The organism is Staphylococcus sp. Z5-21 (genome assembly GCF_056529615.1).
Genome location: NZ_CP096462.1, coordinates 1,231,945 through 1,244,328 on the forward strand (window position 1 = coordinate 1,231,945; position 12,384 = coordinate 1,244,328).

14 protein-coding genes are annotated in these 12,384 nt (G+C 33.6%); all 14 read left to right on the forward strand.

Annotated features, from left to right (window positions below; all coding sequences use genetic code 11):
• Positions 1–22: 22 nt before the first annotated feature.
• The 14 genes from dnaK (at position 23) to recO (ending at position 12,270) form a co-directional block, all read left to right on the forward strand.
• Positions 23–1,867: a molecular chaperone DnaK gene (gene dnaK, locus M1D64_RS06105; RefSeq protein ID WP_002483153.1), complete on the forward strand. Its 1,845-nt coding sequence runs from the start codon at positions 23–25 to the stop codon at positions 1,865–1,867.
• Between the two features lie 145 nt (positions 1,868–2,012).
• The gene (gene dnaJ / locus M1D64_RS06110; RefSeq protein WP_011302993.1) at positions 2,013–3,149 is read left to right on the forward strand and encodes a molecular chaperone DnaJ; all 1,137 of its coding nucleotides are present in this window, start codon (positions 2,013–2,015) and stop codon (positions 3,147–3,149) included.
• Between the two features lie 3 nt (positions 3,150–3,152).
• A complete protein-coding gene (gene prmA / locus M1D64_RS06115) occupies positions 3,153–4,091 on the forward strand; it encodes a 50S ribosomal protein L11 methyltransferase (RefSeq protein ID WP_069822022.1) in 939 nt (312 codons plus the stop codon).
• Between the two features lies 1 nt (position 4,092).
• Positions 4,093–4,845 (forward strand): 16S rRNA (uracil(1498)-N(3))-methyltransferase, encoded by a 753-nt coding sequence (locus M1D64_RS06120; protein WP_069822021.1) that lies wholly within the window; start codon positions 4,093–4,095, stop codon positions 4,843–4,845.
• Positions 4,846–5,086: 241 nt separating this feature from the next.
• Positions 5,087–5,263: a 30S ribosomal protein S21 gene (gene rpsU, locus M1D64_RS06125; RefSeq protein WP_002483157.1), complete on the forward strand. Its 177-nt coding sequence runs from the start codon at positions 5,087–5,089 to the stop codon at positions 5,261–5,263.
• A gap of 275 nt (positions 5,264–5,538) precedes the next feature.
• Positions 5,539–6,249, forward strand: a complete 711-nt coding sequence (locus M1D64_RS06130; protein ID WP_069822020.1) for an NfeD family protein — start codon at positions 5,539–5,541, stop codon at positions 6,247–6,249.
• A gap of 12 nt (positions 6,250–6,261) precedes the next feature.
• On the forward strand, positions 6,262–7,245 hold the full coding sequence (gene floA, locus M1D64_RS06135) for a flotillin-like protein FloA (RefSeq protein WP_011302997.1): 984 nt from the start codon (positions 6,262–6,264) through the stop codon (positions 7,243–7,245).
• Between the two features lie 14 nt (positions 7,246–7,259).
• Positions 7,260–7,937 carry a hypothetical protein gene (locus M1D64_RS06140; RefSeq protein WP_069822019.1) on the forward strand — a complete coding sequence of 226 codons (678 nt, stop codon included), beginning with the start codon at positions 7,260–7,262 and terminating at the stop codon, positions 7,935–7,937.
• 380 nt (positions 7,938–8,317) lie between these two features.
• Positions 8,318–9,265 carry a PhoH family protein gene (locus M1D64_RS06145; protein ID WP_002483161.1) on the forward strand — a complete coding sequence of 316 codons (948 nt, stop codon included), beginning with the start codon at positions 8,318–8,320 and terminating at the stop codon, positions 9,263–9,265.
• On the forward strand, positions 9,266–9,727 hold the full coding sequence (ybeY, locus tag M1D64_RS06150; RefSeq protein WP_011302999.1) for an rRNA maturation RNase YbeY: 462 nt from the start codon (positions 9,266–9,268) through the stop codon (positions 9,725–9,727). It abuts the gene before it with no gap.
• 8 nt (positions 9,728–9,735) lie between these two features.
• Positions 9,736–10,074 (forward strand): diacylglycerol kinase family protein, encoded by a 339-nt coding sequence (locus M1D64_RS06155; protein ID WP_011303000.1) that lies wholly within the window; start codon positions 9,736–9,738, stop codon positions 10,072–10,074.
• 109 nt (positions 10,075–10,183) lie between these two features.
• Positions 10,184–10,588, forward strand: coding sequence for a cytidine deaminase (gene cdd, locus M1D64_RS06160; protein ID WP_002483164.1), 405 nt, complete (start codon positions 10,184–10,186; stop codon positions 10,586–10,588).
• Positions 10,588–11,487, forward strand: a complete 900-nt coding sequence (era, locus tag M1D64_RS06165) for a GTPase Era (protein WP_041080602.1) — start codon at positions 10,588–10,590, stop codon at positions 11,485–11,487. The genes cdd and era overlap by 1 nt, the downstream gene beginning before the upstream one ends.
• Before the next feature lie 27 nt (positions 11,488–11,514).
• Complete coding sequence (recO, locus tag M1D64_RS06170) at positions 11,515–12,270, forward strand: DNA repair protein RecO (protein ID WP_002483166.1); 756 nt, start codon at positions 11,515–11,517, stop codon at positions 12,268–12,270.
• The last annotated feature ends 114 nt before the right edge of the window (positions 12,271–12,384 follow it).

Below are 12,384 nucleotides of genomic sequence, written 5' to 3' on the forward strand. Positions count from 1 at the left end.
ATATATCAGGAGGAATTTATTTATGAGTAAAGTAATAGGTATTGACTTAGGTACAACAAATTCATGTATTGCAATTTTAGAAGGCGATGAGCCAAAAGTAATTCAAAACCCTGAAGGCGCTAGAACTACACCATCTGTAGTAGCATTCAAAAATGATGAAACTCAAGTAGGTGAAGTTGCAAAACGCCAAGCAATTACTAACCCAAATACAATACAATCTATCAAACGTCACATGGGTACTGATTATAAAGTTGATGTTGATGGAAAATCATATACACCACAAGAAATTTCAGCAATGGTTTTACAAAATCTTAAAAGTACAGCTGAAGATTATTTAGGTGAAAGTGTAGATAAAGCAGTCATTACTGTTCCAGCTTATTTCAATGATAGTGAACGTCAAGCTACTAAAGATGCTGGTAAAATTGCTGGCTTAGAAGTTGAACGTATTATTAATGAGCCAACAGCAGCTGCTTTAGCATATGGTTTAGACAAAACTGAACAAGATCAAAAAGTACTTGTATTCGACTTAGGTGGCGGTACTTTTGACGTATCAATCCTTGAATTAGGTGACGGTGTATTTGAAGTGCTTTCTACAGCAGGTGACAACAAACTTGGTGGGGATGACTTTGACCAAGTAATTATTGATCACTTAGTTGCAGAATTCAAAAAAGAAAACAGTGTAGATTTATCTAAAGACAAAATGGCGTTACAACGTCTTAAAGACGCTGCAGAAAAAGCTAAAAAAGATTTATCTGGTGTATCTCAAACACAAATTTCATTACCATTTATCTCTGCAGGAGAGAACGGTCCATTACACTTAGAATTAACTTTAACTCGTTCTAAATTTGAAGAGTTAGCAGATTCATTAATCAGAAGAACTATGGAACCTACGCGTCAAGCAATGAAAGATGCTGGTTTATCAAGTTCTGACATTGACGAAGTTATCTTAGTTGGTGGTTCTACTAGAATCCCAGCAGTTCAAGAAGCTGTTAAAAAAGAAGTTGGAAAAGATCCTCATAAAGGTGTGAACCCAGATGAAGTAGTTGCAATGGGCGCAGCAATTCAAGGTGGCGTTATCACTGGTGATGTTAAAGATGTCGTATTATTAGACGTAACACCATTATCATTAGGTATTGAAATTATGGGTGGACGTATGAATACGCTTATCGAAAGAAATACTACAATCCCAACATCTAAATCTCAAGTTTATTCAACAGCAGCAGACAACCAACCTGCAGTTGATATCCATGTATTACAAGGTGAACGCCCAATGGCTGCAGATAACAAAACACTTGGTAGATTCCAATTAACTGATATTCCAGCAGCTCCACGTGGCGTACCTCAAATCGAAGTGACATTTGATATCGACAAAAACGGTATTGTAAACGTTACTGCAAAAGATTTAGGTACAAACAAAGAACAAAATATTACAATACAATCTAGCTCTGCACTTTCAGACGACGAAATTGATCGTATGGTTAAAGACGCTGAAGAAAATGCTGAAGCAGATAAAAAACGTCGCGAAGAAAGTGACTTGAGAAACGAAGCAGATAGCTTAGTATTCCAAGTTGAAAAAACAATCACTGATTTAGGCGAAAACATCAGTGAAGAAGATAAACAAAATGCTGAAGACAAAAAAGAAGCACTTAAATCAGCACTAGAAGGCGAAGATATTGATGATATCAAAGCTAAAAAAGAAGACTTAGAAAAAGTAGTTCAAGACTTGTCTACAAAAGTTTATGAACAAGCAGCTCAAGCTCAACAACAAGCTCAAGGTGAAGATGCAAATGCTTCTCAAGATAGTAATGTTGAAGACGCTGATTTCAAAGAAGTTAAAGATGATGACAACCAAGATAACCAAAAATAAGTCGAGTCATTGACTAAATAATTGTTATTAACAGAAATATATGACACAATTGCTTAGCCAAATTAAGTCAAAGTCAATTGAACATTGGCTTTGACTTTTTCCTTTTTATAATAGATTTAATAAAACCGTGAAAGGAGAGGTATGAGTGGCCAAAAGAGATTATTATGAAGTTTTAGGTGTTAGCAAAAGCGCTTCTAAAGATGAAATTAAAAAGGCTTATCGTAAATTATCAAAACAATACCATCCAGATATAAATAAAGAAGAGGGCGCTGATGAGAAGTTTAAAGAAATCTCAGAAGCATATGAAGTATTAAGTGACGAAAATAAACGTGCAAATTATGACCAATTCGGACACGATGGACCACAAGGTGGCTTTGGCGGCCAAGGATTCGGCGGCCAAGACTTTAGTGGATTCGGCGGTGGCGGATTCGAAGATATCTTTAGTTCATTCTTTGGTGGTGGCAGACAGCAACGAGATCCAAATGCCCCAAGAAAAGGTGACGATTTACAATATACGATGACTGTCACATTTGATGAAGCTGTTTTTGGTAGCGAAAAAGAAATTTCTATTCGCAAAGATGTTGCTTGCCACACATGTGATGGTGAAGGTGCTAAACCTGGAACTAAGAAAAAAACTTGTCATTATTGTAATGGTTCTGGTCATGTTTCAGTTGAACAAAATACTATTCTTGGTAGAGTAAGAACTGAAAAAGTATGTCCAGTATGTAGTGGTTCAGGCCAAGAATTTGAAGAACCTTGTCCAACTTGTCATGGTAAAGGTACTGAAAATAAAAATGTAAAAATTAGTGTGACGATTCCTGAAGGTGTAGACAATGAACAACAAATTAGATTAGCTGGTGAAGGTGCTCCAGGAGAAAACGGTGGACCACAAGGTGATTTATATATTGTGTTTAGAGTCAAACCATCTGAAAAATTTGAAAGAGACGGCGACGATATATACTATTCATTAGATATCAGTATTGCTCAAGCTACTTTAGGTGATGAAGTTAAAGTACCAACGCTTAAAGGTAGTGTCATGCTAACAATTCCTGCCGGTACACAAACTGAAAAACAATTCCGTCTGAAAGAAAAAGGCATTAAAAATGTTCATGGTTACGGTTATGGCGATTTATTTATTAACATCAATGTAGTTACGCCTACAAAAATTAGTGATCGCCAAAAAGAATTACTTAGAGAATTTGCTGAAATAGATGGCGAGGAGCTTTCTGAGCAGCCATCAAATTTTAGAGATAAAGCAAAAAGATTCTTCAAAGGAGAATAACTTATGAACTGGACTGAAGTTGCAATCGTTGCTAACCATGAGGTATCACCAATCATAACCAATTTACTCGAAGATTATGGCTCTAATGGTGTTGTTATAGAAGATTCAGAAGATTTAACACATGATTTCGAAGATAAGTATGGTGAAATATATGCATTAAATGCAGAAGATTATCCTACACAAGGTGTGAGAGTTAAAGCATATTTTAACGAAATTAAGTATACAAAAGATTTTCAAGAAAAATTAATTCAATCATTAAAAGACATTGAAGGTCTTGATTTAGATTTGTTTAGCTTTGATGAGCAAACAATTAGAGAGCTAGATTGGGAGAATGAGTGGAAGCATTACTTTCATCCATTTCGCGCATCTGAAAAATTCACAATTGTTCCGAGTTGGGAAACATACCAACAAGAAGATGATAGTGAATTATGCATTGAGTTAGATCCAGGTATGGCATTTGGAACAGGTGATCATCCGACAACGAGTATGTGTCTAAAAGCAATTGAAGCATATGTTAAGTCTAGTGATTCAGTTATAGATGTCGGCACAGGCTCAGGTATACTGAGCATTGCGGCACATTTGTTAGGCGTTAAACGTATAAAAGCACTTGATGTAGATGAAATGGCTGTTAGAGTAGCTAAAGAAAACTTTCAAAAAAACAACTGTGAATATGCTATTGAAGCAGTCCCAGGTAATTTATTAAAAGAAGAAACTGAAAAATTTGATGTTGTTATCGCTAATATTTTAGCTCATATTATTGAAGAAATGATAGATGATGCTTATAATACACTTAATAAAGACGGTTATTTTATAACTTCTGGTATTATAGAAGAAAAACACGAGGCTATTGTTGAACATATGAAACGCAGTGGATTTGAAATAGTTTCTATTAATCATGACAATAGTTGGGTTTGTATCGTCGGACAGAAAGTGAGCGATTGACATGCAAAGATATTTTATAGATCAAAACGCTGATGTAAATCAGCGTTTTTGTATAACTGATCAAGGTGATATACATCATATTTCAAATGTCATGAGACATCAAGTTGATGATTATATCATTATTACATTTGCTGATCATTATGTTTATAAATGTAAACTGGATAATATTGGTGCAGATGGTATCATGGTTTCGTTAGAAGAACGTATTGATGTGGATACAGAATTACCACAAAATGTAACGATATGTAGCGGACTAATCAAGTCTGATAAATATGAATGGATGCTACAAAAGTCAACGGAATTAGGTGCAAGTGAATTTATTGCTGTAGGTATGAAACGTTCTGTTGTCAAGCTTACAGAAAATAAAATTGCAAAGAAATTAGAACGTTGGCAGAAGATTATCAAGGAAGCTGCAGAACAAAGTTATAGATTAGCTATTCCAACGATTCAATATCAAGCAACATTAAACAATGTACTTAAAAGTGCCAAAGCGTATGATTACATTCTAATTGCCTATGAGGATGCCGCTAAAAGTGGTGAAGTAAGTCAATTTAAATCGTTAGTTCAACAATTCAAACCAAATGATAAAGTATTAATTATATTTGGACCTGAAGGTGGCCTTGATGAGGATGAAGTCTCACTGTTACAAGATGTTGGTTACCAAATTGGCTTAGGTCCTAGAATTTTAAGGGCTGAAACAGCACCTTTATATGTTTTGAGTGCTTTGAGTTTCGAAAAGGATTTACACAATTAGTTTAATGTATTGATGTGTGCTAATAGCGTGTTATATGAATTATAAAGAATAAGGTGATACAACGATAAAAATCCATACCCGGATAAATTTATTCATGTATTAATAGAATTTATTCAAAATAACAAAATCTGAATTTTAGTAATTGACCACATTAATCAGATATATTATACTAGATTATACATGGTTCATACCGTGTATTGATAATAAAGTTTCGTTGATATTTGGAGGGAGGGAAATACACATGTCTAAAACAGTAGTCAAAAAGAACGAATCACTTGAAGATGCGTTACGTCGTTTCAAACGTACAGTTTCTAAAAGCGGTACTATTCAAGAAGTACGTAAACGTGAATTTTACGAAAAACCTAGCGTTAAACGTAAAAAGAAATCAGAAGCTGCACGTAAACGTAAATTCAAATAATTAATAGTTTCGTTGACTCCCTCAACACCAACATTAATTATAAACCATAATAGCCTTAGTTGTTATATACAGCTAAGGCTATTATTTTTTTATAAAAAACCATTGTACTTTTTAAATCAATATATTTTTTATTAAACAAACCATGTAGTACTTAATCATTATTAAAGTAAAAAGTAATAATGAAAATTCCTTTGAAGATAATAGATTTTTATAGTGTAAACGGTATAATCGCATATTAGTTTCATGTATAATCAAATTGAGAGCGAGGTGATAGAGTGATTCTTTCAAGTAGTTTACATACAATTTTTCCTTCCAATTTAGTCGAGGATGGAAATTGGATTGATAATATAGCTAACTTTATAGTACATCCAATTGGCGCTTTGATTTTAACTTGTATTATCTTTCTTGGTTTTCTATATCAATTATATTCTAATAAGATTAATGTTGTTGGTATCATATCAACGATAGCGTTATTGATATTTTTCTTAGGATTTTTTGTGAAAGGCGACGTTAATTTCTATTCTGTGATATTTTTTGGAGTAGGAGTCATATTAGTTATCATTGAATTATTTGTTGTCGGTGCGGTTATTGGCATCATTGGTATGGGGTTTATTATTTTCAGTATTATTACTTTAGGAGACAATTTTATCTTCATGATTGCTAATGTTGTCTTTGCATTAATCTTATCTATTATTGAGTGGGTGATACTTGTGAAAGGATTTAAACGCAAAATTCCATTTTTAGACAAAGTTGTACTGAAAGATTCTACAAATGCAGAGGCAGGTTACACTTCACATGAAGATCGCTCTCATTTAGTTGGAAAAACTGCAACAACATCAACGGACTTAAGACCAGCAGGGATTATTACATTTTATAATGAAAGAATCGATGCTGTTTCAGATGGTTCATTTATTTTAAGGAATAAACAGGTTACCATCTTAGAAGTTGAAGGTACACGAGTTGTTGTAAGAGAAATCGAATCATAAAGGAGAGAAAGTATGATCGGATTAATTATAATCGTCGTTATTGTATTAGTAGCATTGTTGTTACTATTTTCATTTGTTCCAGTAGGATTATGGATTTCAGCAATTGCTGCTGGTGTTAAAGTAGGCATCGGTACTTTAGTAGGTATGAGATTACGTAGAGTATCTCCACGTAAAGTGATTTCACCGCTAATTAAAGCGCACAAAGCTGGATTGCATTTAACTACAAATCAACTTGAATCGCATTATTTAGCTGGAGGTAATGTTGATCGCGTTGTTGATGCTAATATTGCAGCGCAAAGAGCTGATATCAACTTACCATTCGAACGTGGGGCTGCTATAGATTTAGCGGGTCGTGACGTATTAGAAGCTGTACAAATGTCAGTTAATCCTAAAGTCATTGAAACACCATTTATTGCTGGTGTAGCAATGAACGGTATCGAAGTTAAAGCAAAAGCACGTATTACAGTTCGTGCCAACATTGCTCGTTTAGTTGGTGGTGCAGGTGAAGAAACAATTATCGCACGTGTTGGTGAAGGTATTGTTTCAACAATAGGTTCAAGTGAACACCATACACAAGTTCTTGAAAATCCAGATAATATTTCTAAAACTGTTTTAAGTAAAGGATTAGATTCTGGTACAGCATTTGAAATTTTATCAATTGATATTGCTGATGTTGATATTAGCAAAAATATTGGTGCAGATTTACAAACTGAACAAGCGCTTGCAGACAAGAATATTGCACAAGCTAAAGCAGAAGAACGTCGTGCGATGGCTGTAGCTCAAGAACAAGAAATGAAAGCAAAAGTACAAGAAATGCGTTCTAAAGTGGTTGAAGCAGAAGCAGAAGTACCATTGGCTATGGCTGAAGCTTTACGTTCTGGCAACTTAGGCGTAAAAGATTATTACAATTTAAAAAATGTTGAAGCTGACACAGGCATGAGAAATTCTATTAATCAACGTACGAATCAAAAAGATGATGAATCACCGGATAAATAATTAGGGGTGATTAAATGAGTATAGGTATTATTATCTTTGTAATATCTGTGATTGTGACAATAATTGGTGCTATTAGTGATAATAGCCATAAAGAAAGACAAAACCAAAAACCACCAGTCAACAAACGGTCAAATGACCATGGAGGAGAACCACAGAAACGTGGCTTTTTTGATGAAATAGGAAAAACATTTAAAGAAATAGAGAAACAATTAAATGAAGACCCTATGTCGCAAGAACGTGAAAAACCACGCGCTCCTCAACCTACTGAGACACAAGCAGAACCGGTTGAAACACGTGCAGAAAAAATGGAAACACCGAGTCCTGAGCGCTCATCAAGAACGATGAGAACGGATAATGAAACTGAAGCTGAAAAAGCAAAACGTTCACAACAACAGCAAGATGATAAATTACAACAAGAATTAGAATCCGATTTAATAGGACAAATGCAAGATGTACGTAGTGAAATTGATCGCGAAACTGAGAAGAAGTTGCAACGAACTGAACGAAAAGCACGTGCAATTATAGCTGATAAATATTTATCAGAAAGAACAAAGCGTTTTCGTTTAAAACAACTTATGAATGCTCATGCGATACAAGGAACAGCCACAAATGAACAATTCAGGTTTGCTGAGGACGAAGTTGTTAATGGTATTATTTGGTCAGAAGTATTAGAAAGACCGAAACAATTATAATATAATGTTTTAAGTTAACGCCTTATAAATCAATGTAATTTGATGTTATAAGGCGTTTTTAATATTATAATCGTAGTAAGAACTTTTATTTATCTGATTATCACAATCATATTTATACATTATAAAGCTTTCGTTTTATTATAAAATTAGATAGAATGTAAATCTTCTGTTAAAATTAATGAAATTCTGTCCTATTCAATTCACTTTAAAATAATATATTGAGTATTCGTGATATAATAGAGATGTATAATCAATAGTTTTAAACAGTAATTGTATATTTTTATACAAGCTGATTATTTATTTGTTAACAATCATTTTGTAACTTAAAATCTAATAGGATAAAATAAAAGAAACGAATATATTTGTAAAGGAGCACCTATATGCCTGGAATTATTCAAATAAATGACATCAATGAAGCGCAAGCACTCATTGGTAATAATGATGAACACCTTAAATCAATTGAGGAAGGATTTGATGTCATTATACATGCTCGTGGTCAAGAAATTGCTGTAAAAGGAGAGCAAGTTGAGCATGTTGAAAAAGCGGAATCCGTACTAATTAATTTATTAAAAGTCATACAACAAGGTGTAACAATATCGATTAAAGATGTTGAAGCAGCAGTGAAAATGGCACAAAATGGTACGATTCAATACTTATTAGATTTATATGAAGATGAAATTACTAAAGATGCATTTGGCAAGACGATTCGTGCTAAAACAATGGGACAACGTTTATACGTAAATGCGATGCACCATAATGATTTAGTTTTTGGTGTGGGACCAGCTGGTACAGGTAAAACATTTTTAGCTGTAGTCTATGCTGCTAAACAGTTACGTAAAGGGTCAGTAAAACGCATTGTTTTGACAAGACCTGCAGTTGAAGCTGGCGAATCTTTAGGATTTCTACCAGGAGATTTAAAAGAAAAAGTAGATCCTTATCTAAGACCGCTTTATGACGGGTTAAATACTGTTTTAGGTAGAGAACAAACTGCTAGATTTATAGAAAGAGGTATCATTGAAGTTGCCCCATTAGCTTATATGAGAGGTAGAACATTAGATGATGCCTTTGTCATTTTAGATGAAGCTCAAAATACTACACATGCACAAATGAAAATGTTCTTAACTAGATTAGGATTTGGATCAAAAATGGTAGTCACTGGTGACAAAACACAAGTAGATTTACCAAAAGGTGTAAAGAGTGGTTTGAAAGAAGCGATTAAAAAATTAGAAAACGTTAAAGGTTTAAGTATTCATCATTTAGACCAAACAGATGTGGTACGTCATCCATTAGTAAGTAAAATTATTGATCGTTATGAGGGAGATGAATAAATGTTTACGATAGATTTTAGTGACCATACTAATTTAGTGAAAGAGGATTGGTTTACACAAATTGACAAGCTGCTAACGTTTGCAAAGGAACAAGAAAATATCGAAGAAGAGGCTGAATTGTCAGTTACTTTTGTAGATAAAGATGAGATTCAAGAAATTAATAAAATGTATCGAGATAAAGACAAAGTCACAGATGTTATATCTTTTGCATTAGAGGAAGATGAACCTGAAATAACTGGTATAGAAATGCCGAGAGTTTTAGGCGATATTATTATTTGTACTGATGTTGCTCAAGAACAAGCAGACTCGTACGGACATTCATTTGAAAGAGAATTGGGCTTCCTTGCATTACACGGCTTTTTACATTTATTAGGTTATGATCATATGAATGAGCAAGATGAGAAACAAATGTTCGGACGCCAAGATCAAATTCTTAATGCATACGGCTTAACTAGAGATTAGAGGCGCGTATGGATAGATTTAAATATGCATTTCAAGGCATGATAGTTTTATTAAAAAAAGATAAGAATTTCTTACTTCATCTTATTTTTGGTTTGATAGTCATTGTTTGTGGATTTATATTTCATATTACAAAAGTGGAATGGCTTTTTATATTGTTAGCGATTGGACTTGTGCTAGCATTTGAAACGATAAATACAGCTATTGAATATGTAGTCGATTTGGTAACAACGGATTATCATATTTTAGCTAAGAAAGCGAAAGACGTTGCTGCTTTTAGCGTGATTATTGCGTCTATTATAGCTGTCTTAATTGGGCTGATTGTTTTTTTACCGTATATTTTTAAATAATAGTGCAAATTCACAAAAGTTGTTTATACTTAATGAATAAAGCTTTTAATAAAATATAGTTATACACCCATTTCCATGGTGTTGAATATTGAACAGGAGAGATGAAGCAATGGCATACCAACCACATTATTTTTCAGAAGTAAGAAAAGCACAGGCAAATGCGTACGCACCCTACAGTAATTTTAAAGTTGGTGCGTATTTAAGAACGAAAGATGGCAAAGCTTATTACGGTGGTAATGTTGAAAATGCAGCTTATCCAATGGCGATTTGTGCTGAAAGATCAAGTTTAGTTGCGGCAATTGCTGATGGATACCGCCCAGGAGATTTTGAATCAATTACTGTAACTGTAGATGCAGATGAACCGTCCTCACCATGTGGCGCATGTCGACAAGTAATGAAAGAGCTTTGTGATGACGAAATGCCAGTTTATATGACCAATCATAAAGGTGATATGACAGAATTATCAGTAGGCGAGTTATTGCCTTTAGGATTTTCAGGAAAGGATTTAAATTAATGACAGAACACAAATCAGGCTTTATATCTATCATTGGTAGACCCAATGTTGGTAAATCAACCTTTGTAAATCGTGTAATAGGACATAAGATTGCGATAATGTCCGATAAAGCACAAACAACTAGAAACAAAATTCAAGGTGTCATGACACAAGAAGATGCGCAAATTATTTTCCTAGATACACCAGGTATTCATAAACCTAAGCACAAATTAGGAGATTATATGATGCGCGTTGCGACGAATACACTATCTGAAATAGATGCCATTATGTTTATGGTAAACGTCAATGAGGATATTGGTAGAGGCGACGAATATATTATGGATATGCTAAAAACAATCAAAACGCCAGTATTTTTAGTGTTAAATAAGATTGACTTGGTTCATCCCGATGAATTAATGCCTAGAATTGAAAAATATAAAAAATATATGGATTTTACAGAAATCGTACCTATTTCTGCACTTGAAGGCTTAAATGTAGATCATTTTATTAATGTTATAAAATCATATTTACCAGAAGGCCCTAAATATTATCCTGATGATCAAATATCAGATCATCCAGAACAATTTGTTGTTGGAGAACTGATAAGAGAGAAAATTTTACATTTAACAAGTGAAGAAATTCCTCATGCGATTGGTGTTAATGTAGACCGTATGATTAAAGAAGATGAAGATAGAGTGAGAATTGAAGCTACTATTTACGTAGAAAGAGATTCTCAAAAAGGGATTGTCATTGGTAAAGGCGGTAAAAAATTAAAAGAGGTTGGTAAACGTGCGCGTCAAGATATAGAGCGTTTATTAGGCTCGAAAGTTTACTTGGAACTATGGGTTAAAGTACAAAAAGACTGGCGAAATAAAGTTAATTTCATTCGCCAAATGGGTTATTTAGAAGATAGAGATTAAGTTAAAGTTGAAAGTCGGTGAATTCGTGTGTTAATCAAACAAAAAGGGATTATTATAAAAACCATTGATTATGGCGAATCCGATAAAATTATAACTATCTTAAATGAATATGGTGCTAAAGTCCCACTTATGGTAAGAAGAGCCAAGAAAAGTAAGAGCGGCTTGCAGGCTAATACGCAATTATTTGTGTATGGCTTGTTTATTTATTCAAAGTGGAAAGGTATGGGCACCTTAAGTTCAGTTGATGTCATTGACCAAAATTACCATCTGCGACTAGATATATATGAAAGTAGCTATGCAAGTTTGTGTACTGAAACGATCGACCGTTCCATGGAAACAGATGAAATCTCTAAAAATAGTTACGAATTATTGCATTTTGTATTAGATAAGATTAGGCAGGGGATTTCAGCACAACTCATGTCAGTTGTTGTATTGTTAAAATGTATGACAAAATTTGGATTTAATGCAGTATTTGACAGATGTGTGATAACTCAAAGTGAAGATCAATCAAAATTAGTCGGTTATAGTTTTAAATATGATGGTGCAATTTCTGAAAATGTTGCATATAAAGATACACACGCATTTCAGTTATCAAACAAAACGTTGTATTTATTAGATATCCTTCAGAAGTTACCAATTAATCAAATGAGTTCATTGAGCATACACGAAACAATTGTCGATGAAATGTCAGAACTTGTTATCTTATTGTATAAAGAGTATGCGGGTATGTATTTCAAAAGTCAAAAACTAATTAATCAATTATATCGATTAGATAACTTATAATAATTATTTATATTCAAACCTATTGGCCCAGACCATAGGTTTGTTTTTTTTTTTATAAAAAAATGGGACAAGAAAAATTAATCCATTACAATGAAATAATCTTAGTTTCTTGTC

Bases quoted from the DNA above. Each gene is read 5' to 3' on its own strand.
- dnaK (WP_002483153.1), top strand. From the start codon at position 23: ATGAGTAAAGTAATAGGTATTGACTTAGGTACAACAAATTCATGTATT.
- prmA (WP_069822022.1), top strand. From the start codon at position 3,153: ATGAACTGGACTGAAGTTGCAATCGTTGCTAACCATGAGGTATCACCA.
- M1D64_RS06120 (WP_069822021.1), top strand. From the start codon at position 4,093: ATGCAAAGATATTTTATAGATCAAAACGCTGATGTAAATCAGCGTTTT.
- rpsU (WP_002483157.1), top strand. From the start codon at position 5,087: ATGTCTAAAACAGTAGTCAAAAAGAACGAATCACTTGAAGATGCGTTA.
- floA (WP_011302997.1), top strand. From the start codon at position 6,262: ATGATCGGATTAATTATAATCGTCGTTATTGTATTAGTAGCATTGTTG.
- M1D64_RS06140 (WP_069822019.1), top strand. From the start codon at position 7,260: ATGAGTATAGGTATTATTATCTTTGTAATATCTGTGATTGTGACAATA.
- M1D64_RS06145 (WP_002483161.1), top strand. From the start codon at position 8,318: ATGCCTGGAATTATTCAAATAAATGACATCAATGAAGCGCAAGCACTC.
- ybeY (WP_011302999.1), top strand. From the start codon at position 9,266: ATGTTTACGATAGATTTTAGTGACCATACTAATTTAGTGAAAGAGGAT.
- M1D64_RS06155 (WP_011303000.1), top strand. From the start codon at position 9,736: ATGGATAGATTTAAATATGCATTTCAAGGCATGATAGTTTTATTAAAA.
- cdd (WP_002483164.1), top strand. From the start codon at position 10,184: ATGGCATACCAACCACATTATTTTTCAGAAGTAAGAAAAGCACAGGCA.
- era (WP_041080602.1), top strand. From the start codon at position 10,588: ATGACAGAACACAAATCAGGCTTTATATCTATCATTGGTAGACCCAAT.